This window comes from Sphingobacterium litopenaei, assembly GCF_014692495.1.
GTDB classification, from domain to species: domain Bacteria; phylum Bacteroidota; class Bacteroidia; order Sphingobacteriales; family Sphingobacteriaceae; genus Sphingobacterium; species Sphingobacterium litopenaei.
This window is the reverse complement of the sequence record NZ_JACOIJ010000022.1, coordinates 13,690-36,770: the sequence shown is the minus strand read 5'-3', so window position 1 is coordinate 36,770 and position 23,081 is coordinate 13,690. Positions and strand designations below refer to the sequence as shown.

22 protein-coding genes are annotated in these 23,081 nt (G+C 33.6%); 3 read left to right on the top strand and 19 right to left on the bottom strand.

All coding sequences use genetic code 11. The features are described from left to right. Nucleotides 1-19 precede the first annotated feature (19 nt). The 12 genes from H8B04_RS11615 to H8B04_RS11560 are packed head-to-tail and all read right to left on the bottom strand — an operon-like array spanning nucleotide 20 to nucleotide 8,930. Nucleotides 20-691 (bottom strand): hypothetical protein, encoded by a 672-nt coding sequence (locus H8B04_RS11615; RefSeq protein ID WP_190302457.1) that lies wholly within the window; start codon nucleotides 689-691, stop codon nucleotides 20-22. Then, entirely contained in the window at nucleotides 688-1,347 is a 660-nt protein-coding gene (locus H8B04_RS11610) for a hypothetical protein (RefSeq protein WP_190302456.1), read from the bottom strand. Before H8B04_RS11610 ends, H8B04_RS11615 begins: the two co-directional genes overlap by 4 nt. Further along, nucleotides 1,344-2,003, bottom strand: a complete 660-nt coding sequence (locus H8B04_RS11605) for a hypothetical protein (RefSeq protein ID WP_165291330.1) — start codon at nucleotides 2,001-2,003, stop codon at nucleotides 1,344-1,346. The genes H8B04_RS11610 and H8B04_RS11605 overlap by 4 nt, the downstream gene beginning before the upstream one ends. A 17-nt stretch (nucleotides 2,004-2,020) precedes the next feature. Further along, nucleotides 2,021-4,486 (bottom strand): TraG family conjugative transposon ATPase, encoded by a 2,466-nt coding sequence (locus H8B04_RS11600; RefSeq protein WP_190302455.1) that lies wholly within the window; start codon nucleotides 4,484-4,486, stop codon nucleotides 2,021-2,023. After that, nucleotides 4,458-4,769, bottom strand: coding sequence for a DUF4133 domain-containing protein (locus H8B04_RS11595; protein ID WP_190302454.1), 312 nt, complete (start codon nucleotides 4,767-4,769; stop codon nucleotides 4,458-4,460). Before H8B04_RS11595 ends, H8B04_RS11600 begins: the two co-directional genes overlap by 29 nt. Then, nucleotides 4,766-5,077 (bottom strand): DUF4134 domain-containing protein, encoded by a 312-nt coding sequence (locus tag H8B04_RS11590; RefSeq protein WP_165291333.1) that lies wholly within the window; start codon nucleotides 5,075-5,077, stop codon nucleotides 4,766-4,768. The genes H8B04_RS11595 and H8B04_RS11590 overlap by 4 nt, the downstream gene beginning before the upstream one ends. 32 nt (nucleotides 5,078-5,109) lie before the next feature. Then, nucleotides 5,110-5,412, bottom strand: coding sequence for a DUF4134 domain-containing protein (locus tag H8B04_RS11585; RefSeq protein ID WP_165291334.1), 303 nt, complete (start codon nucleotides 5,410-5,412; stop codon nucleotides 5,110-5,112). Between the two features lie 11 nt (nucleotides 5,413-5,423). After that, on the bottom strand, nucleotides 5,424-5,765 hold the full coding sequence (locus H8B04_RS11580) for a hypothetical protein (protein ID WP_190302453.1): 342 nt from the start codon (nucleotides 5,763-5,765) through the stop codon (nucleotides 5,424-5,426). Between the two features lie 32 nt (nucleotides 5,766-5,797). After that, nucleotides 5,798-6,421, bottom strand: coding sequence for a ParA family protein (locus H8B04_RS11575; RefSeq protein WP_165291336.1), 624 nt, complete (start codon nucleotides 6,419-6,421; stop codon nucleotides 5,798-5,800). Between the two features lie 14 nt (nucleotides 6,422-6,435). Continuing rightward, complete coding sequence (locus tag H8B04_RS11570; RefSeq protein WP_190302452.1) at nucleotides 6,436-7,548, bottom strand: relaxase/mobilization nuclease domain-containing protein; 1,113 nt, start codon at nucleotides 7,546-7,548, stop codon at nucleotides 6,436-6,438. A gap of 2 nt (nucleotides 7,549-7,550) precedes the next feature. Beyond that, on the bottom strand, nucleotides 7,551-7,961 hold the full coding sequence (locus tag H8B04_RS11565; protein ID WP_190302451.1) for a hypothetical protein: 411 nt from the start codon (nucleotides 7,959-7,961) through the stop codon (nucleotides 7,551-7,553). 12 nt (nucleotides 7,962-7,973) lie between these two features. Beyond that, nucleotides 7,974-8,930 (bottom strand): toprim domain-containing protein, encoded by a 957-nt coding sequence (locus tag H8B04_RS11560; RefSeq protein ID WP_190302450.1) that lies wholly within the window; start codon nucleotides 8,928-8,930, stop codon nucleotides 7,974-7,976. A 1,053-nt stretch (nucleotides 8,931-9,983) separates the two neighbouring features. Here H8B04_RS11560 and H8B04_RS11555 point away from each other — a divergent pair. Continuing rightward, nucleotides 9,984-11,441: a glyceraldehyde-3-phosphate dehydrogenase gene (locus tag H8B04_RS11555; protein ID WP_190302449.1), complete on the top strand. Its 1,458-nt coding sequence runs from the start codon at nucleotides 9,984-9,986 to the stop codon at nucleotides 11,439-11,441. 3 nt (nucleotides 11,442-11,444) lie between these two features. Next, complete coding sequence (locus tag H8B04_RS11550) at nucleotides 11,445-12,458, top strand: class 1 fructose-bisphosphatase (protein WP_190302448.1); 1,014 nt, start codon at nucleotides 11,445-11,447, stop codon at nucleotides 12,456-12,458. Between the two features lie 849 nt (nucleotides 12,459-13,307). On the opposite strand, the gene H8B04_RS11545 is transcribed toward H8B04_RS11550, so the two are convergent. After that, the gene (locus tag H8B04_RS11545; protein WP_165291342.1) at nucleotides 13,308-13,499 is read right to left on the bottom strand and encodes a hypothetical protein; all 192 of its coding nucleotides are present in this window, start codon (nucleotides 13,497-13,499) and stop codon (nucleotides 13,308-13,310) included. A 300-nt stretch (nucleotides 13,500-13,799) separates the two neighbouring features. Between H8B04_RS11545 and H8B04_RS11540 the strand changes: the two genes are divergently transcribed. Continuing rightward, a complete protein-coding gene (locus tag H8B04_RS11540; RefSeq protein WP_190302447.1) occupies nucleotides 13,800-14,081 on the top strand; it encodes a helix-turn-helix domain-containing protein in 282 nt (93 codons plus the stop codon). Nucleotides 14,082-14,340: 259 nt separating this feature from the next. On the opposite strand, the gene H8B04_RS11535 is transcribed toward H8B04_RS11540, so the two are convergent. From H8B04_RS11535 to H8B04_RS11510, 6 genes are all read right to left on the bottom strand, one after another. Further along, nucleotides 14,341-17,430 (bottom strand): efflux RND transporter permease subunit, encoded by a 3,090-nt coding sequence (locus H8B04_RS11535; RefSeq protein WP_190302446.1) that lies wholly within the window; start codon nucleotides 17,428-17,430, stop codon nucleotides 14,341-14,343. A 4-nt stretch (nucleotides 17,431-17,434) separates the two neighbouring features. After that, the gene (locus H8B04_RS11530; RefSeq protein WP_149913430.1) at nucleotides 17,435-18,532 is read right to left on the bottom strand and encodes an efflux RND transporter periplasmic adaptor subunit; all 1,098 of its coding nucleotides are present in this window, start codon (nucleotides 18,530-18,532) and stop codon (nucleotides 17,435-17,437) included. A gap of 4 nt (nucleotides 18,533-18,536) precedes the next feature. Next, nucleotides 18,537-19,790 carry a TolC family protein gene (locus H8B04_RS11525; RefSeq protein ID WP_190302445.1) on the bottom strand — a complete coding sequence of 418 codons (1,254 nt, stop codon included), beginning with the start codon at nucleotides 19,788-19,790 and terminating at the stop codon, nucleotides 18,537-18,539. A gap of 81 nt (nucleotides 19,791-19,871) precedes the next feature. After that, on the bottom strand, nucleotides 19,872-21,110 hold the full coding sequence (locus tag H8B04_RS11520; RefSeq protein WP_223815398.1) for a sensor histidine kinase: 1,239 nt from the start codon (nucleotides 21,108-21,110) through the stop codon (nucleotides 19,872-19,874). Nucleotides 21,111-21,212: 102 nt separating this feature from the next. Then, nucleotides 21,213-21,890: a response regulator transcription factor gene (locus H8B04_RS11515; protein ID WP_190302443.1), complete on the bottom strand. Its 678-nt coding sequence runs from the start codon at nucleotides 21,888-21,890 to the stop codon at nucleotides 21,213-21,215. 276 nt (nucleotides 21,891-22,166) lie between these two features. Next, nucleotides 22,167-23,063, bottom strand: coding sequence for a BT_3044 domain-containing protein (locus H8B04_RS11510; protein ID WP_190302442.1), 897 nt, complete (start codon nucleotides 23,061-23,063; stop codon nucleotides 22,167-22,169). Between the last annotated feature and the right edge of the window lie 18 nt (nucleotides 23,064-23,081).

The window sequence follows — 23,081 nt, the reverse complement described above, 5'->3', positions numbered from 1 at the left end:
TAATAGGTAGATAATAGGATTACTTTAGCAGGTAATAGTATCTGAGTATTTCATCTGCTTTTTGCTTATCCATATTTATGAAGCTCGCATACGGATTTACGGATTTGATAAAACCGTTTATTTTAGCCCAGTAGATAGCTCTGTGCATTGAAAATACTAATGCTCTTATTACTTTAAGCTCTAGCGTTATCTTAGTAAGTAAATAATCTCGTTTTTGGTAATCCATAAGAATGTTTGCTCCTTCCTTTAATACGAACTCCGAGACCTCTAGAGCCAGTTTAACACTTCTGTCCTTAAAATTCTTGGAAGCTTGTTCGGCAAAAAGCAGGAGATAGGGCTCTTTTGATGCTTGCTGTAACAGCTCAGCGCTTTCTTTATAGATCTCTTCTACTAATCTAGCTATACCTATTACTTGAATAGAGGATTTCAAACTCTCATCAATATGGGTTAAAGACTGGTGAATTATATTTTTCACCAATACAACCGCGCTTAAATTTGTATTGATATTCTCTACCTGAGTATTTATTTGGCTTAATAGGGATTTATGATAACTTTCTGCTGATAAGCGTACGGCGGCATTTTCATTAATAATACGCAAGTGATTAGCATCATGAATTACCGTAACTCCACTTTGAGCCTCAAGTTTTTTTACGGCGGTGAGCAATAAAATAATCAAAATTGGTATTTTCATGGTGCGAGGATTTTTATTTTAGATAGGATACTTTCTACTATACGTTTATCTTGATTGACGAAATCAGAAAATGCCCCTTGCTCTTTAACCTTGTTAATCACACTGGAGTAATACATGGAATTGGCTAGCGTTCTGGATATGCTTAATATAATTCTCAGCTCAGTAATTACATGGGCATATAATATTCTCCGATCACTTTGCTTCATCTGATTTATTTCGCCCAGGCTAAGCATTAGTCCCAGAATATATTTTGCTAAATGTTGAGCTCTTGTAATTAATTCGCTCTGAGCATTTAAAGCGAGTAGTGTCTTGCTTGGGTCATCTTGCACATGCTGCAGTATTCTAGTCTGTTCCTGTATAATTTGGTCTACAAGCTCAGAGGATTCTAAAGAAGTGCTTAGGGTAAGTAGCACAGTTCCTAGAACCCCAAACCGCTGAGTAATCTCTCTATAGCGGCTTTTTAAAGAAGACGTTTGCTGACTGTTTACTTGCTGGTTTGTTGTGGTTATAGCCTGTGAGTTGCGAAGAGTTTGCTGTTTATCATACTCTTGTTTACTATGTTCTACCAGTTGATGTAGAAGTTCAACATTCAGTTGTGCTTTTAATGGATTTTTCAGACAAAGGCTAAAGGTGAAAATAAGCACAATAGTTTTCATTTCTTAACAAGTCTAGAGTTCCTAATTATATCATCGGCTATACTTTTGTCTATATTAATAAAAGTGCTATAAGGGTTTAAAGATTGTAGTATGCCACGTTGCTGTGCCCAAAACATGCTTCTTTGCATTCCGAATGCTATACCTCGAAGAATATTTAATTCTATACGTATAAAGTTTAACAGTTTGGCACGTTCTCCGGCATCTAGCAGATTATCTTTACCCCCTTTAAGAACAAAGGTTCCTACTTCTAAAGATAAATTAGTAGCCCTAGTTTTAAATTCCCGGGCTCCCTGTTCGGCAAAAAGAAGTAATATGGGGTTTGTTTTTGCAATTAGTAATGCCTTGTTTACATTTTCAACAATGTCTATAGATACTTCACTGATATCTTTTACCGCCAGTAGCGATCGCATCACGGCTGACACTTCTGTAAGTCCTCTATAAATTTGATTTTGCAATTCATTTGCAATGGTGAGTTGGCCGGTTATAGCAAGCTGCCCTCGTTGAATCAATGTAAGATTATTGTTTACATCACTTAATTGATTGTTTATTACACCTGCATGTGTGGCTGTTGCGGCGGCAACAGTAGGATCAATATAAATTTGGGCATTGGCAAATGTAATACTCAGAGTCATTATTAAAATGGTTAGTGTTTTCATAATGAATGTTCTAGGGTTTATGTTTGTGAGATTAGTAATGGTTCACCACGTAAGTTTACCTCACTTACAAAATCTTTAAGACTCATCTTCGAGCTATTGAAGTCTTCTACCAGGCGACTTAGAGCTAATGGATATGTATTATAATGGCAAACGTATATTTCAACAGCATTTTTCTCAGGTTTTTCTGTTGTAAAGGCCATATGGTGAAATAGGCTTACCTCTACTCCATAAACTTCTCCCGAATTTCCTCTTCTGATATAGAATTCATTGAATCGTGATCGATTTTGCTTGTTGTCAAGTTTATTTATTGTGCTAATTTTTAGCTGTTCAATAGGACTTATATTTAGAAGCTCTGCGACTTTTTTTAAATCGGCCTCTTTTTGCTGCAAAAGTATTACTGTATCCGAGTTATTGATGATACTATCTTTAATAATAGGGTTTCCGATAATATCGTTTATTTCTTGAGTCACCTCGATTATTTCTCCATAAAACTTGCGCACTGTTTTATTTAAATACAAAAGGAAATTAGCCATAATAGGTGAGGAGATTGCTCTCCAAGCTTCCTCTAGGATTAACGTCTTTCTTCTGTTTTTTCTGTGTCTCATCTTTTGGATAAACATATCCATGATAATAAGGGTGACTATAGGCAGAAGGATTTTGTTGGATTGAATATTGTCGATTTCATATACTACAAACTGCTCATCGAAAAGTGATTTGTCAGCAGGTTCGTTTAATATCTGCTCATATTCACCTCTCTTATAAAACTTCTTTAATACAAAACAGAATTCATCCACATCAAAGGGTATGTTTTCCTCTTTCATAACCTGAGGTATGTGGTTCTTAGCAAATGTATAAAAGCTGTTAAAATTCAGTTCTGAAACTTCCTTTACTTGGTTATTAGAGAAATAGATTATATAGTAGTCTGAAATTGTTTTTGCAATTACATCACGCTCTAAGGTAGTTGTTTCACCCTCAGATCCTTTCCATAGAAGACATATTAGGGTTATTAAAAAATCCTTTTTTTCAATATTATATTCTTCTTTTGTGATAGCAAAGGGATTCATAGTTATAGGTTTGTGATCACTATATGTTATGTATTTACCATTGTATGTGCTGCACAACCCTGAGTAGGAATGCCCAACATCAACAATTACAACATCCATATTATATTGTAAATATTGCTGCACAATAGCATTGATAGCATAACTTTTCCCTGTACCAGAGGAGCCTAAAACAAAACGGTTGCGATTTTTTATCCTTCCACTTTGCATAGGTAAGTCCGATGGATCAATCGCTACGGGTATACCCTGCCTATCGGTAAAATAAAGTAAAAAGTCAGATGGTTCATCTGTAAGTAAGCGCTCTTTGAAAAATAAGCATAGAGCAGCTTCGCAGGTTGTAAGAAACCAATCGAATTTTTTAAGCTCTATTGCATTTGCCGGAAGAGCAGCACGAAAGAGTTCTAGTTGATTAAAAGCATTGCGTGAGGCTATGATGCCTTGTTGAAACAGCGCAGATTCTATATAATTGGTTGCCTTATCAATATTTCTGGAATCCGTAGCTATCAAAATGCAGCAATGGGTATGGACCAAAAGTTGGTTTTCACGTGCAACATCTACTAGAAGACGGTCTATATCTTCCACACATAAAGTGTTTGCAGGATCTGGAATTCCGGCGTGCCTATTTCTTTTCACTTCCAATTTGCTTACAAGCTGCCTTTGAGCGGGTATTTCGATTAATTGATTGTAAACAATGAGCTGGTAGTCGGGCACATTATATAGAAAGAAGAAATTATCAATAGGGAAATTCTGAGCTCCAGCATCATTTCGTATGCTATAGGGGCTAACCATTTCTGGAAGATCTATACTTTCCGTGTTTATTAACGTGATGGCCCTTACTGCTTTACTCCCCATTATTAATTCAGAGTTTTGAGGTCGAATGTTATCTAAATAAATATGTTCGTCTTTAAAATTCATCGACATAATCTTTTTAACATAACCATCTATTTCGGCTTTTTTCAGTATTCTTGGCTTAAGACCTGCCTGAAGAAATAAGTCATAGATTTTCTGAATGTTAACAACAAAAGCTGAAAGCTGTGTGGAATCATAGGAGTAGAAGGCCCCTTTTTTAACCTGTCTTGAGATAGTTAAATAGGTTTGTATTTCAGTATACTGTCTGCCTGAGAAATGCTCTTGATATTTCTGCTCTAGAAATTCTTGTTTTTGTGTGGATTTATACTCTTTGCGAATAAAGATATCTTGCTTTTGCAGGATATGACCCTCGCCCAGTATCTTAACAACATTTAATAAAACCTGATGATACTGTACATAAAGTTCCCTATCTGCAGAGTATTGCATTACTGGATTACTAATATTCAATATTGCCGAATAATCACCATGAACGTTGTAAAGAATATCCATACCCTGGTAATGGTCTATTCCAACATAGGGTATGTCAAATAGGTTCTTGTTTTCTTTTCTCATAGTATATTGATAATTTAGTTTGATGGACAAAAATGCCGGAATAGATATTCCTGTTGTAAAGCCCTTTATTTTGTTTATAAAGAATAAAAGCAATACAGCTACCCATAGAAGCAAGCGCGCTAAGTCCCGCAATAATCATGTTTGTTAATGCGGCCGCTACTGCCCCCACTAATAATCCTAAGATTAAAGAACCTAAAGCCCAATAAATGTATTTACCTTTAAAACCTTTATAAGTAAGGGGCTTTTGGAGCCCCTTGTATATAGGATAACTTTTAGGTGTCATACGCCAAAAAAAGCTTTTATTACCACACTCACTAATACAAGAAATAAGCAGGAACCTCCCCAGCTCATTAACTCTTTGTTTATATCCTGATCCCCGCTATTCCATTTGATATATACGCGGATTCCCCCAATAAGTCCTACAACAGCACCTATGGCTAAAATTAAAGTAGAGATGGGGTCTACATACCCTTTTAGTGAGGATGTTGCAGCATTAATTCCCACAGTTCCGCCTTGGCCATATAAAAGGTTTACCGAAAAAATGGCTATTAGGGATGCTGAAAATAGTTTTTTAAAATGTTGTTGTTTCATGATGTTGTTTAGTTAGTTGTTGTGTTAGTTAATTAATGAAATAGCCCTTTGAGTACAGAGCTAAGTATGGTTAGAAATAGACAGGACATAAACCATCCTGAGATCTGCGTATCTATGCGATCTTTGCCCAGCTGCCAATTGTTGTAAATGCGTAATCCTCCAATTAGTCCACAAATGGCTCCGATAGCTAGCGCGAGATCCGAAAAGTTGAAATAATAGCGGTTCACCTCATTTGTAAGGCTATAAAATTCATTTATTCCAGGTTGTGCGTTAAGCGTTTTTACGTTAAGGGAAATAATGAGGTAGAATAAAATAAAACAAGTTGATTTTTGCATAACAGCTGGGGTTAATAGGGGATAGCCTTGGTGTACTCTATAACTTGGCTCTGCATAAGTGAGAAAAGTTCATTCATACTTACTCCCCCTGTTGATTCAAGTTGAGCAGACTTAAGAACCGTGGATGATTGATCTGCCGGATACTGATCGCTAGGAATCTTAGAGGATACTTTAATTTCGCTACTAGCTAAGGAGACTTTTACTGGAGTGGCAGGTCTAGGGATTATTATCTCATGCGAGTCGCTTTGGCTAGTTGGTTTGGGGGAACTTAAGTATAAGTCGTAGAGAATGTTTAGAACATAATAAATGGCGTAGCCTATTGCAAGGCTTAATAAAAAGTTAAACCAGTTCATAGTTAAGAATTAATAATAAATGTTAGAAATAATTATTTGTATAGATACTGATGATACAGACTATCGAACACGGGCATTATCAGGCTTAAAAGGGTCGTGGGAGTGTGAATATTTGTTAGCTTTTGAAAGTCTATTCTATCATTGATAATAGAAGTAATGGTACCAAAGTTTGCTAAAGCCTTTTCTATTTCAGCTTTTGCATCTATAATAGGACCAGATTTAATTCTATTAGGAATATAACATATAGGTACTCTAGGATTAATTTTGGATATAACTAAACTAAATAGCAATGTAGCATGGGTAGTATATTGATCATAGCAAAAAGGACATATAATAAGATCGGCTAATGAAAAATAGTTTTTAAGAGTACTTTCCTGAATATTGCTAGGTGTATCAACAAGCACAATTTTATTTGGGTGCTCTTTAATTTGCGAAAGTAGATTCATGCTTTCGGCTTGCTCGCAAGAGTAAATACTGTATAAAGCCGGTGTCTGAAGTATTTGCGTATTCTTCTGCATGTTTACTAAAGACTGTTTGAAATCTAAATCTACTATACTAACCCATCTTCTATGTTCTTGCGATAGATAATTTGCCAAGGCAAGTGTTAAGGTGCTTTTTCCAACTCCTCCTTTAATATTTGCAAATAGAATAATCATAATCAGGGTTTAATTTACTGCGAGGTAGTTTTATATTTCCTTCTTTTATTTAATCTCCCTGGATCATATTCTTCAAGGATTTCAATATTAAAATCTCCAATTGATATTCCTGTAGATTCTTTAAATTCATTATCTATATCAGCCTTTAGAATGTTTATGGAAGCTGAGTGTGTTAGATTTTCAGCAAAATTATTGTTCTTAACAGGCCTAATAAACTCCTCAATGGAACATATATCGCTACCTTCAAAAATAGATTTACTACAATGATCAATTATACAATAATGAGTAGGTAACTGCCGGCTTCTGCCATGAAAGATCAGATCAATATTATAGTCTTTTTTAAGCTGTAAAATAAATTCTGAAGTGCAACAAATGGGGTAAGAAGAAAATTTTTGATAACTTAAATAGTGTTTTGTTAGTATTGCTGTATCATACTTTTTTAGACCCTGTAAAAAAATCTCTTTAAGTTGCTGTACTCGTTTTGAAGATTGATCATTGGGAGTTATTTTAGCATAAATTTTACTAAGGGAAATTTCGGACTGTACTCTCCCGTGACGTATAAGCTTTAAATATCCATCTTTTATATCACAGACATATCCCATTGAATAGAGCATCATAATAAATTCCATGCGGGAAGAGAATTTATAACTCAAGGCCTTAATTATATCTTGTTCAGCTTGCTTTGGAGTGTCTATGCCTAAAATTTGATTCAAGACTGAATAGCTGCGTATACCTTCAAAACTGTTATCAATGGCCTTACCTTCACGTGCTACACGAGAAGAGACTATGTGGACATGATTAACTTTGGTATCGTAGTGAAAAAAAATAAGGTAGGGCTGCTTACCGTAGCCCATTCTATCTAGCCACTTTTTTGCAATATCAGTAAGCTCCCATTTATTTTTTATTTCCTCCTTACACGAAATTGCAGTATGTAATTGTGGCTTTTTCATATAACTAGATATTGATATACTCATTAAATAATCCATATAATCTTCTGGCTTTATAATTCTAAGAATACCAAGAGCATGAAAATTTTCTGCGCACATTAATTCAGCTCTGTCGCTACTAACTTTAGATATGTTATATAAAACACCCTTAAATGATTGCTGACTATTAAATATTTTCACTCTCATTTCATCTTCTTGGTTAATTTTAATAGTCCACGAAAGCTTTCTTCAATACGGCTTAGTGTCTTTAAATATTCCTCAATACTTGCTATGGGAACTGAGCTACTTATATTATTTGTATTATCATATTGTCCTTGATGGGTAAAATATTTGTGTATCACAGGTTCTAGTGCACTTCTAATTTGGGCAATTTGACAACCAAGAAAATCCAAAGTTTTTATAAGCTCTACCGTATTATAAAGCATAATATCAGAGTTTTCAATCAGCATTAATCTAACAATCTTAGATTTACTCATTCCTAAGCTCTTAGATAGCGTTACAAACTTAGAGAACTCAGATTGCGTTAGGGAAAGATAATAACGCCGTTTTTGCTCAGTTTTATTTTTAGTATTTAAAGGCTTTTTATAATTCATTGTAAAAGGGTTTTATCGCTTTAAATAATTATTAAAGGAATGATATTTACATCCAAGCTTGTCCACTAGCATTTCATTATAGTCTTTGTATCCTTTGTATTCTCGGGAGTGGTCCCTAGCCTGAGCAAGTGCATTTAATATATGTGTTGTGGCCTGTCTTCCTGCCTTATCATTGTCCAGAAAAAGATCTATTCGTTTAAAGCATTTAAATCTGTCTATAGTTTTATTTAACTGCGCAATAGAATTAAGTACATAAATTGTAGGAGAGATAGTGTTATGGTTTGTGTGTTTTAGCCAGCTTAAATAATCCATGTAGCCTTCAAAAACTGCAGCATGGTCTTTATCTGATCCAGGAACAATAGATATTCCTTTTGCTCCTATACTACTTTTAAAACCTTTAATAGTACTAAACTCATAATTCTTATGTTCATTTTGCCAACCTACTGCATAATAACTGGTTTGTGAATCTTTATTTAAATGGTTCTTGTAATACACTTCCAGGAGATGTCCTTGGGCAACATCAAAGATTCCTCTTGATTCTAAGTATTTGGTAAGCAAAAAGTTTGTGCCTAGCGGTTTTGTTTTAACTAGGTCAAATGCATACTCTGTTGACTTTGAGGAAATTGAATGTAAATTTTGAGCACTCTTGTATGAATCGGTGGATTGCATATTCAGTGTTTTTCGCATTTCAAGCAAAACTTCTTTAAATGAAAGTTCAGGCCAGTAGGCAAGTGCTAGTTGAATTATTCCCCCTCCATATATGCCCGAGTGGTTGGCCCCGCCTCTATCTATCCATTTGCCTCCTTCATCCCATACACTGAAAGATGGAGTAGAGCGAGTGGTCTGACGAAGCATGCTGTGATAAAATAGTTCTTTACCGGATTTCTTTACAGGATAATGTCCTAAGGCGGCAAGGAAATCTGAAATCCGAATATTTTGGAATTCATCAATATTAACATAAGTTGACATTTTATAATTGTTTGTAAGTAAAACATATTTGTTTATCAATGGGGAAGCTCCTGATCTTGAGATTTGTTTAATAAATCTCCCGCAGAAGATTACTCGTTAAAGCTCTATTGAGTAATGCTTTAAATGAGCTTTTGTTGATTGAATATCAGTTAGATTCCTTTGTAATAGGACTTAACTCTATTTATAATATAAGTGTCGGAACTACTCACGTCAGTCCCTACGGACCGGGTATTTACCTGCCAATGTGCTTTCAGTATATTGAATAGAAATCCTATTCTCACTTTCACAAAATTTCCTTTTTATTTAAGGATAATGCTTCGTTCCTGTCTGTCAAAGAACTTATTCAAATCATTCTCGCAATGATTTTCTGTATTGTAAAGCTTGAGCTGTAATGCTGATAGCTTAAATGTTGTTTTATTATACATTATGAAATAGGCCTCTGGAATTAATTAATTAGAGCTAAAGCTGATTAAATGGAAAAACTGTTTATTTTCTTTATATATTTCATAAGTCGATTTATAAATGAATCTCTAAAAGCATATTTTTTAATTTTTATCAAATCAATAAATTATAACCTTTTATTAACAGTGTGTATGGGTGAATAATTATATTTCACTTTAAGTTTTGTCTTGTGTTAAAAACCTGTTATTCAGCGTGTTGTGATTTTTTTTGTGTGCGAAATAAAATATGATTTAATATAGAGGGTTGATTAAAAATCAGTGCTGCTGGGGAGCAGGAGGTGGAAAATAAACTTATAGAAGAATTATTCAATAGGATTTTCGGTGAAATTCTTTTAATTAAGTATGGTTCTTAAATATTGAGTATAATAATTAGATAGCCCATCTAATTAATAGATAAATAATTGTAGATTATAAAACTGTTAAATTATCAAAATCATAATAAAACATTCTTATGTATTCAAATAATTGTAATATTCAAAAATATGACTGTTAAAAATTATTAAATCATTAAATATTGGTTTTGTAATTAAGACTATTGAGATAGCTTTGCATCATTAACTCAATTATAATGACTAGCAATTTATCTACTAGTATGATTCAGTATAAGAATCAACAGCAAGAATGTTTAACAGTAAATCTTTTAGCCAATATGTTATGGAAAGACCGTAATGTACTTTGTCTATATCATGGTTATAGTCTCGTGAATGAAAAGATCGATTTTCTTCTAAATTTTCATAGAGATCCAATTTATCCTGCAAAGAGTTATAACTTAAATGCTATACTAGATATACTGAAGGATTTGATTCAACTGCCTGAACTACCCGGGGTAATTGATATCGGTGAACTTAAAGAAAGTTTCCCTAAAGAGCAGGCTATTACAAAAGAATCTCTTATTTCAAAATTATGGTACTTGCATCTAAATAATAATAAAGAGGCTAAAGATGTTATTTTATATGGCTTTGGACGTATAGGTAGATTACTTGCTCGAGAGTTATGTACAGATCCCGCCCTTAAAATTAAACTTAATTTACGTGCCGTGGTAACCCGAGATCCTATAGATATAAAGTATCTCAAGAAGCGTGCTTCATTATTGCAAAAGGATTCTATTCATGGATCATTCCGAGGGGTTATAGATATTGATGAGCAATCCCATAGTATAATAGTGAATGGTAAACCAATCCGTTTTATTAATGCTAATGATCCACAGGAGATTGATTATAGCATGCTTGATATTAAAGATGCCATTTTGGTTGATAATACCGGTCAGTTCAGAGATCTTAAATCACTTTCGATGCATTTGAGATTAGGGATTGAAAGTGTAATTCTTACTGCGCCGGGCAAGGATATTCCTAATATTGTGTTTGGCATTAACCATAATATAGCCACTGATACTCTATCTCCTATATATTCTACGGCTTCATGTACAACCAATGCAATAAGCCCTGTACTTAATCTAATTCAACAAGAATTTGGCATTATAAAGGGGCATATAGAAACCATACATGCTTATACTAATGATCAAAATTTAGTGGATAATATGCATGCAAAAAATAGAAGGGGGCGTGCTGCTGCACTAAATATGGTCATCACTGAAACGGGGGCAGGTGCTGCAGTTTCGAAAATAATTCCTGTACTAAAAGATAAATTAACGTCAAATGCAATTCGGGTACCGGTATCCAATGGGTCGCTAGCAATTTTGATACTTGAATTAAATAAAAAGACTACTGTGTCAGAGGTGCACAGCTTGATAATGCGTTCAGCCGCCACACCCTCCAAACATAAACAAATAGATTTATCTTTTGATGAGGATCTTGTATCCTCGGATATCGTAGGTCTTTCTCCTTCAGGTATTGTGGATGGTTGTGCAACGCATATTTCTCATGATGGTCACACACTTACCCTATATGTATGGTACGATAATGAATATGGCTATTCAATGCAGGTACTCGGATTTGCATGTTGGTTAAGCACTAGCTCTATCCAAAGACCGCTTTTAGGAGATAATGAAGTAATAAAACAAGGCGTATCACAAGAAACGGTTACTTTCTAAAGTATGAAATTTAAAAATTTACATCAATTTCTAAGACAAGAGGTTAACCGTGGTGAGCTGGGTACTGAATTAGCGAAATTAATTGTTGATATTTCTATATCTGGTAAGTTATTAGACGCTCAAATTAAGAAGTACGCTTTTAGTAAATCTATTATTAATTCAAGTACAAATGTCCACGGCGAAAAGCAACATCAGCTTGACATTATGGCGCATGATATTTTTTTAAATACTCTTAAAGATGGGAGGGTATGCTCTTACCTGATATCTGAAGAGTATAAAGAGATTTTAGAGCTAGATCCAATTCCAAACCAATCTATTTTTACTGTGTGTATTGACCCACTTGACGGATCATCCAACATTGATGTGAATGTATCCGTTGGGTCAATATTTTCAATTTATGTTCAAGATAAACCAGCGTCAAAGAACAGCTTGTCATTAAAATCGGGACGTAATCAATGCTGCGGTGGCTATTTAATATATGGACCAGTGACAATGTTTATTTTTACCTATGGAAAACAGGTTTTTGGTTTTACTTTAAATTCTGAATTAGGAGAGTTTGTCTTAACTCATGATAATATAAAATTATCCAAGGAGGGTTATACATATTCAGTAAATGAAGGAAATTTAAATGAGTTTCCTGGACAGGTAAAAGAGTATCTGAAATTTTGTAAACATCATGACCAAGAAAATATGCTCCCCTATAAGTCTAGGTATATTGGATCTATGGTAGCCGATATTCATAGAACATTGTTTCATGGTGGTATTTTTCTTTATCCATCTACGGCGCTTTTTCCAAATGGAAAGTTGCGATTAATATATGAATGTAACCCAATAGCTCTTATTATTGAAAGGGCTGGAGGATTAGCTATAGACGGAATGAGACCTGTTCTAGATATTCCTATTATGAGTAGTCATCAAAAAGTACCCTTTATTGCAGGTAGTTATAATATGGTCAAAAAGGTTTTACACCTTTATAAAAATGCAAGTATTGACAATCATTTGTTTTATAGTTGTTAGATTAGTGTTGTGTGCAAAGGCCCATTTATGGGCCTTTTTCTATTTTATGAAATTTAATTAATTACCGGTCCATTCTTTTTGTTGAGTAATTTTTATCTATATAATATTAAATTTTTGCACGAATATATTACTGCAGAAGAAAATATTGTTGGGGTCAATTCAGTCCTAAATGTTCTGAAATTTTGCGTATCGAATTACCTTCTCGATACATTTTGTGAACCTCCTGATAGGTCATAAGTTTATTTAAATAATAGTTCATAATTACTTTGTCTTATTGCTATGACAAAGCTTGTTTTTTCTTTTGGAACTCTATGTTCCAAAAGATGAACTATGTATTTATTATTGCCAATTATGCTGCACTCTTTATTGCCAAAAACGCTGCACCATTCTTGCCATTTCTGCTGCACTCATAATTACCAAAAATTGTGTATTCTGAATTACCGATTACAATTGTTCATAATAAATGAAAATGAATACATGATTTGAAATAATTATTCGCTAAATTCGGTCTCAATCGTGTAATTGCTAGAGGTGTCCTGCTATGCTGTGATCATATGGTTATACAACAGCAACTTAAGCAGTTTAATTGAAAGTGTCCCAACGTCCTCCGATATAATTGGCAAATTAAACCTAATCAACTGGCCCATTGACCTCCGTTATAGACAATATAAAAGGGATAATTTCATTAAAGAGAAAGTATGTTTTTCTTAAATATAGCTTTAAGGTTATAAGTGCAAGGGTGTAGGAAGTATACTACTCACATTAAAAATAAATTGCGATTTGGCTACTGCAAGAGATTTTTATTTCTGAAGAACAGAATGTTTCTTTTATAAAAAACGTTTTTATTATTTATTTGAGAATGAGAATTTCTAGTTCTTTTCTGCTTAGTTTAAGTAAATCAGCTATTTTATATACTGATGGATCTTTAACGTCTTGACTTTTTATAAAATCCTGAATACTACCTTCAATTTTCAAAGGTTCACGGTTTAATAACACATTATAACCCTCATCAAATAACTCTTGTGATAAAGATTTAATCATAATTTAAAATTACAAATTTGAGCTAATAAGAGTTCTGAAGCAGTCTAAGAAGTATGGATAGGTAGAATTTTAGCTTCATATGACTTTTGAATATTCCATACCATACTCTTTATTTAATACCTTCCTATGTAACTACTTTTTTGACGTCTTAAACCATGACAATATCTTGCAAATATATAAAGTTTGTAGATAAGGTGTAGGTAAATAGTTTGCTCTTATTTTATTTTGTCATTCAGTATCATTTTTATGTATGTTATTTCATCCATAGTTTGTATTTTTGTTTGAAATAACAATCACATTATGCGAAAACAGGTTGTTCTTCCAAAGTTTCAGATACTTTTAGAACAAATGGGGGAAAATATAAAACTTGCTCGAAAACGTCGAAAGCTGACAGCGATACAAGTTGCAGAGCGTGCCGGCATTGCTCGTTCAACATTGTATCTTATAGAAAAGGGAAATCCGAGCGTTGCTATGGGAGCCTATTTTAATGTATTACGTGTCTTAGGTTTACAAGAAGATGTTTTAAAATTAGCATCAGATGATATTTTGGGTCGTAAGCTTCAAGATCTAGAATTATTATAATATGTCGGTTAATAAAACAGATATTTACGTTTATGCAGATTGGCAAGGACTAGTCCAGCCAACTTTAGTCGGTATATTGTCAGCACATCAAGCTAAGGGACGAAAAGCCTTTAGCTTTGTGGGAACAGTTAATTTTCAGCAATTCCTTTTGGACTGCTGAAAACACTGTACAGATTATATATAAATTTTTATGGTACTTGACTTTTGTGGTGTTATGTTATACCAAAAAATAAGTTAGTTAGGTAAAACCTATAAGTCACTATAACTTATTCTTGCGATACGCGTAATAAAAGACTGTAGGCAATACCGTAAAAGATAAAACCAAGCAAATCATTAATCCACCTACAATCATAATGGCTAACGGTTTTTGGATTTCAGAACCCATTCCAGTAGATAAGGCTGCTGGTAATAAACCCAATGAGCCCATTAGAGCAATCATTAAGATGGAACGGATACGGTCTTTCACGCCTAATTTAATAGCTTTTATCAATGGATATTCTTTTAGATTATCTTTCATTACAGCTATTAGGATAATCCCATTGATGGTATTAACTCCAAACAAAATGATTAATCCAATTCCTGCGGAAATTCCAAAGATAGTATTGGTGATCCATAAGGATAGAAATCCTCCAATAAAAGCAAATGGAATTGTGATTGCTGCCAATGCCGCATCTTTCATATTTCCGAAATTACTATACAATAACAACAGAATTAGGACTAAAGAAATTGGAATTACTGTCATTAATTGTTTTGAAGCACGTTCTTTACTTTCGAACTCACCTGCCCATTCCATATAGTTATCTTTTGGAAGTTCCACTTCTTTAGCTACCACTTCTTTTGCTTCCGAAATCGTTGAACCTAAATCACGCCCATCTATACTAAAACCAACACCAATGTAACGGCTGTTTCCTTCACGGTAAATAAAAGCAGGACCTGTTTTGTAGCCAATCGTTGCTATTTCTTGTAGCGGTACATTTTGTCCGTTACTTGTTGGAATTAGAATATTACCAATCTTTTCAGGAGAGTCACGGTATTCTTTCTCGAAACGTAGAATTACATCAAACTGTCGATCATTCTCATAGAATTTAGTAGCTGCTTGACCTCCAATTGTCATTTCAATTACGGCTTGAACATCGGCCGTACTGATACCATAACGTGCCATTTTGGTATCGTGTAATTGAATTTTCAATTCAGGTAAACCAATATTTTTGTATACATTAATGTCGGTAATACCTTTTACTTTTCCAATGGATGTAGATACTTTATTAGCATAATTTTCTAAATCGTATAAATCGTCACCAAAAATTTTAATTACCAAAGAACTTTTTACCCCCGCCACATATTCTTCGACATTATCCTGAATAGGTTGTGAGAATCCAAAGGTAATTCCTGGATAATTAGCCAATTTATTACGCATATCTTGGATGATTTCATCTTTCGAAATAGTACGCGTCCAATCGGATTCGTCTTTTAGCTGGATATTAAATTCGATATTAAAAAACCCTGTTGGATCGGTACCATCGTTTGGCCTTCCTGTTTGCGTTAAGATAAAGTCTATTTCCTCAGTATCTTTCAATAGCAGTGTTTTCATATCTTTGGTTAATCGAGTTGATTCTTTCAGATTGATACTATTGGGTAAAGTGGCACGCACGTAAATTGATCCCTCATTCAATTGTGGTAAAAACTCCGAACCGTAATTCATAAATTTCACTGAACAAATCGCCAAGAGTCCAACAAATACAGCTGTTGTTAAAGTTTTGGCTTTGAATGAGATATTGAATAATTTGTAAATTGAATTGATACAAAATTTTGAAATGAAATTCTCTTTTTCTTCGATATTTTTAGTGAATAACAATTTACACATTGCTGGAACATATGTTAAACTCAAGATTAGCGAACCTAACAAAGCATAACCCAATGTAAAAGCTAATGGTGTAAACATTTTTCCTTCTACTTTTTGGAAAGAGAAAATGGGTAATAAGGCTACAATAAGAATTATTAATGCAAAGAAGATATAAGATGCTACACTTCCCGCACTTTTCTTAATCACGCCCATTTTGCTCATTTTTGCAAAACGCTCCGACCCAACTTTGTGCTGCATGGTGGCTAAAGCGACAAAAACCGTTTCTACAATCACGAGCGTCCCTTCGAGTAATAATCCAAAATCTAAAGCTCCCATTGAAATTAAATTCGCTGGTAAACCTTGAATTTTGAGCATAATAATGGCAAATAAAAAAGCCAATGGAATTACCGATGCAACGATGAAGGTTGACTTCCAATTGTACAAGAAAATAAATACAATTAGTGATACCAATAATATACCTTCAACCATATTCTTTGCGACCGTTTTCACTGTATTGTCGACCAATTTGGTACGATCGACTACCGTTTCTATTTTGACATTATCTGGTAAAGTACGTTCGTTAAGCTCTTCAATTTTTTGTTTCAAGTTGCCAATAACTTCTGATGGATTTTGACCACGAAGCATAATCACAATACCTTCGACCAAATCATCATGTTCATTGTAGCCGACCTGTCCTAAACGTGGTTTACTTGAAACAATTACTTCAGCAACATTCTTAATTAAAATGGGTGTAGAACCATTCAGTTTGACCGTAATATTACCGATGTCTTCAATTTTATCCAGCAAACCCACGCCACGTACTACATACGCTTGATCTCCTTGTTGAATAACATCTCCACCTACATTTACATTGGATTTAGAAACGGCTTCGTATACATCCAATGGTGATAAATCGTAATTCTTTAGTTCAGTTGGATTGATTTTTATCTCATAGATTTTTTCTTCACCACCAAAGCTCACCACATCCGCTACACCTGGTACAGAAAGCAATTCACGTTCGATCACCCAATCTTGAATGGCGGTGACTTCTTTAATTGGCAAGTCACTTTTAATAACATAACGGAAAATTTCCCCAGTAGCCCCCGAGGGCGGTTCGATCGATGCGTCGGCTCCTTGTGGTAAATCGACACCGTTTAATTTGTTAGACACATATTGTTGCGCATAAAAATCATCAATTCCGTCTTCAAATTGTACTGTTACGACGGATAATCCAAATAATGAAATCGAACGAATATTGGATTTATGCGGAATACTATTCATCACTTTAGAAACAGGTAAAGTCACTAACTTTTCCATTTCTTCTGCACTACGACCAGTCCATTGTGTAATAATACGTGCACGGGTATTGGTTACATCCGGAAATGCTTCAATAGGTGTCTTTTTTAAGGAGAAAATTCCACCAAAAAGCAATGCTAAAGTAGCGAAAATAACAAATGTGGTATTGCGCAACGAGAAGGTTACGACTGCTTGTACTAACTTCTGCATCGGATTATTTGTTTAATTCTTCCACTAAAAGCAAAGCATTCGAACTGATAACCTTCTCGTTCTTTGCAAATTTTTCTTCTACATACGTATATTCAGCATTGGATGCGATAGCCGTAATTTTTCGAACTTCCATTGAGCAATCGTCTTTATAAACGACAACATATTCTTTATTATTCTCAAATACTTTGGCTGAATTAGGAATTGCAAAAGCAGTCCCAATCACATTTTTTTTGTCGATGATGATATCCGCACTTAAACCAGGCATTAGGTTTAAATCTTGATTTTCTAATACTACTCGGGCTTTAATAACGTGTTCGTTATCATCGAATATGTTATATATTTTATCAATTTTACCCGCATACATTCTGTCAGGAAACGCTACCGTTTTTACTTTTACGTGATCGCCTTGTTTAATGTATTTTAAATTACTCGCGTAAATATTCACCATTACCCACACTTGTTTTAAGTTAGAAATTGAAAACAAAGCTTCGTCTGCATCATTAGATATAGATTGACCAGAACTGATATTTTTCTGAACAATGTATCCGTTTTTAGGCGCCAAAATTTGGAACTGCTCGTCACCTATTGCACGATACATTTTTAAAGTTGAATTGATTTTATCCCATTCAATTTGAGCTGCTTGTAGTTCATGCTCTAATGCTAAAACCTCAGGTTGTGAACTCATACCATCTTTTAATAATTCATTTTTTGATTGTATTTGTTTGCGTAATAAATCAATCTGATTTTGGTAATAACGACGTTCTTGTGTTATCCCCTGAACTTCGGCAGATTTTACAACGGCTAATACTTGCCCTTGACGGACATAATCGCCCAATTCGAAATTGACACTATTAACGACCCCTTGTAGTAAACTTTTATGAGCTACTAAATCATTCTCATTATATTCAACCTTACCTGTAAGCGTTAGCTGCTCGTGAATAGGTTGTTCAGAAATTGTAGAAATAGTTGTTGACTTTTTCAATTGATCATTTAAACAGAAGGTTTCATTTTTATTTACTTCAACTGTTTTTTTTTCTTCTTTGTTGGCACAACTGTTTAAAACAAACAATAATGCGGCTAAAATGTATATAGATTTGTTCATACGATTAAAAATCTTTTCCTACGATATATTGTAATTCTTCGAAAGTATTTTGATAAGTCTGTTGCAATTGGAAATACGCTTGATTGGCTTCACGATAAGCCTGAGTAAAATCAATAAATTCCAATAAAGTCACTTGATTATTTTGGAAGTGCTTTTTGTAATTATCGAGCATTTGTTTTTGATTTTTGAGGTGATCAACTGGCCAATTTTGAAGCGATTTTTCTATTCTAATCAATTGATTTCGTAATTGATGAATGGACTGAATAAGATTATTCTCCACGGTTAGTTGATTGGATTGCTCTTGTATAATACCAATTTCAGCTGCTTTGATATTGCCTTTATTTCTGTTAAAAACAGGTAAATCGAAACTAACCCCTAGACCAATAAAATCACTCATAATATTTCCACCACGATCGTAATTCATTTGTACGGTAAGATCCGGCTTCTTTTCTGCCTTTTCTAAAATCAATAGTTGTTGCGCTTTTGCTTTTTCATTTAATTGACGTTTCAATCCAATATTCTGTTGTTTGGCAATTTCAACAAGATTGATCGGTAATATTTGGGATTTGATGTTTGCGGATGTTTCAAATTTGATTTGTGTAACATCTAAACTGTGATTATGCGTCAAAATTCGAAGTTTGCTTAACGCTTCAAATTGTTCATTTTCTATTTCAATTTGCTGTTTTTGCAAACCAATTAATTCCGTTTGAATACGGTAAAAATCAGCCGTAGACACATTCTTCAGCTCAGATTGACGTTGATATTGAGCATACATTTGCGTGTACAATTCAACAATTACATTCAAGTGCTTAACTTCTTGCTGAATGCGTTGTAGATCATAATAGGTTAATCTTAACTCTTTTCGCAATTCACGGAGCAATTCTTCATACTCAAAAGTTGCTGATTTTTGGTCTAATTGTTTTAACGCTACACGTTTTTTACGTTTGCCAGCAGTTTCAATCATCTGCTCCAAATCAACAGATATTTGTTGATTTTGCCCATACTTACCAAACAGATAAGGTTGCTTTTCAATATTGTACGTTTTCCAAAGGTTAACTTCAGAAATTGAAAGCGTAGGATTTGGCCATAATTTCTCCTGTATGATTTCGGCTTGGGCCTTATCAATGTTAAATTTTGAAGCAAGGAGCTGCGAATTGCTTTGTATAAACTGATTTTCGAGATCGGTTAATGTGGTGGTTTGTGCCTGTATAGTAGGCGCAGCACAGATTAACGCAATAGGAAATAAAAGATGTTTCATTTCTAGAAATTTGAAATCTCAAAACTAGGAATCAAACATTAAAGAGATTTTTGAGTTAGATTAGAATTTGATTAGAATTACTTAAAATGTTAATCGCATAATGGTTCCTTTGGGCTGATTGGATAATATCTCTAATTCAATACGATGAATTTTGAAAATAATATCCGCAATAGATAGTCCAATTCCTTTACCTTGATAAGAAGATGTGTTTTTTCCACGGTAGAAATTTTGGCGAATTTGAGGTAATTCGTCAATTTTGATTCCAATTCCGGTATCGATAATTTGAAGAATTAATCGTTCTTGAATGGTTAGAAATTGTATCTGGATTTGCTGATTATTAGAATATTTAATCGCATTAGAAATGAGGTTTCCTATGGCTAAATTAAGTAATTGATTATTCCCGTTGATCGTCAATAGTTGATCATTTTCCACATCCAAATCTACTTTAATATCTGCTTGATGATAGACAATTTGGTTTTCTACCAATTCCCAAATCACTTCATCAATACGAATAGGCGATAATTCAAAATTGGTTTTCGCCCCTGAAAGCAACATCATTTGATCGATTGCTTCTTGTAGATCTATCGTATATTGCTGTAATTGTTGCAACGCTTCTTGATATTCCTCAGTGGTTCTATCCTTTTGTTTTGTAACTTCCAAAGTGCCCATTAAAGCGGTAATCGGCGTACGTAATTCGTGAGAAACATAGTCTATGAAATTCTTTTGTACCGAAAATGTTTCTGAAATTTGATTAATGAAACGGTTATAAGTCGTCGATAATTCTTTAATTTCAGTATAAGAATGTTCTAGAACAATCGGCTCTTTAAAATTGATTCCGTTTCTGTTTTTTATCTGAGAAATAAAATGTGTGATGGGTTGATAAGCTATAAATCCTAAATATTGCGACAACAGGTAGATGATGGCTAAACCAACTATGGAAGCAATAAGTAAAATTTGGAGCAACGAATTCATTTGATCGTTAAAAACTACTTTAGATTCACGAACTACAACCACAAAATCACCTTGATTATCTGTATAAAAAATTCCTTTGTAAAAGTAGTCCTCCGTGTGAAAAATACCATTATTATGTTTTCTAACCTCTTGTAGAAAGTCTTCAGAAATATTCATATCATTTGTCATTTCACCATTCACCTTATCGCTGTTATTGTTGTAAACGGCAATATTTTTGCGAGAAATGGTTTTTAACAATTGGCTTTTAATATTCTCATACTCGGAAGAAGAAAGTTCATCTTGTTCTAGATAATAAATAGCCGCCAAGAGTGATTTACTTTCGAGTGCTTTTATTTCCTTTTTTTCCATAGTAGAGTAAAAGGAAAAATAAATTATGGACGAAACTGTCAAAATTATAACGCTGAATATTAAGACAGAATAAATGGATAAACGATCTCTTAACTTCATATTTTAATCCGCCTTTAGCATATATCCAATTCCTTTAATAGTGTAAATATATTTTTGATTTTTCTCAATCTTATTTCTCAAATAAGATATATAAACATCCACAACATTGGTGTGATTATCAAAAGTTATACCCCAAACAGCATTTAAAATTTGAATTCGAGAAACCGCCTTGTTATTATTTTCGATTAAATAATTTAAAAGCTTGAATTCACGCGGCGATAAAATAACTTCTTCTCCTGCAATTTTCACAGTATACTGATTCAAATCGACCAGCATATCTCCAATTGCAAACGTATTGGATCTTTCTTCTTTTTGTGTATACTGATGTCTACGAGTCAAAGCATTTATTCGCGATAGCAATTCATCAAAATGAAAGGGTTTCGTCATATAATCATCAGCTCCAAAATCTAAAGCAGAGACTTTATCTTGTACAGAATTTAAAGCCGTTAACATCAATACTGGAGTGTATATTTTTTTATAACGAATGGTTTGAACTAATTGCATACCATCAATACCAGGAAGCATAATGTCGCAAATAATTAAATCAAAAGATAATTGTAGGTAATGATTTAAGAAATCTTCTGCAGATTTATATAGGGTTACAAAATGTGTATTTTCTTCTAATCCTTTTAGAATAAAATCACTAATTCGTTTATCATCTTCAATAAGAATAATTTGCATAACATGTTGTTCACAAAAATAGAAAAACATAAACCTCTAAAAAAATAACCATTCCTTTCTAGTGAAATTTTAATATATAACATTACATATATAAATTTTTAAAAAATGGGGAAGTCTATTCTTTTAGAATCATAAAAATGTAATTCTCAGATTATATTTCCTGACGGGAGCAAGATTTTTCGGTAAAAATCATGTTGAAATCAGGAGCATTTGGTTGTATGATAAAGGGAGTAACACTTTCTTTGTTACTCCCTAATGGACTTTTTATGGAAGAAATTACTCAGTTATTTCCATTCTTAATTCCTCATGCATACGTTTGGTTATATTTCCAATTTGGTAATCATAACATAAAGTAAAAACGTTGAATTTTCGACCATAAGATTCTTCGATTGTAAACTTATTAGGATAACGAGAATCATTATCTATTTGATGCACCACGAGGTTTTTATAAGGCTTTATAGTAACTTTATTATCTGGACCAACTTCCAGTATCATTGATGTTTTTGCTATACTTTGCTCATTACTAGCAAAAGATTCTATACCAGCAGTAACACGAACACTATTTTTAGAAATAGGAAATAATTTTTTACTGCCTGCTGTTATTGCTCCATCTTGTAATCCTGTCATACTATAGAAAGAATTTTTCGCCTGAGAGGCATATTGATTATAAATCATTACTTTGTATAGTACATTACTTTTATTGGGATTTATTTCTACGCCCTCTTCAGGTAAAGCTTTTAAACTAATGAAATATGTGGAATCAGGAGATAATCCATCAGGACGTAATTTAACTAATGCACGGCCCGTACGTTCACCTGCTTTTATAACAATTTTAGCTTCAGGAATGTTGTAGCTTGCTTTTGTTAATAATTTAGCATATAATTTAGTGTCAGCATCATATAAAGACCAGTTGTATTTATCGAATAGTGTATTATCTTCAATAAGATTAACAGTCAGATCTCGGTCTGGAGCATATGATCCGCCCACTGAGGCTGTGATATATCCAGTCACTTCTTCATCATTTAAAGGAACAACTTCTTCAAAATTATTATGATATGAACTACTTATTAAGGCAACTACATTTTTATACATTTCCTGTTCAAAGACATCATTATCATTACATGAAATTAAAAAATATTGTAAGATAAATAATGCTATAAGTCTACTTTTCATATTATTTTTATTACAGTT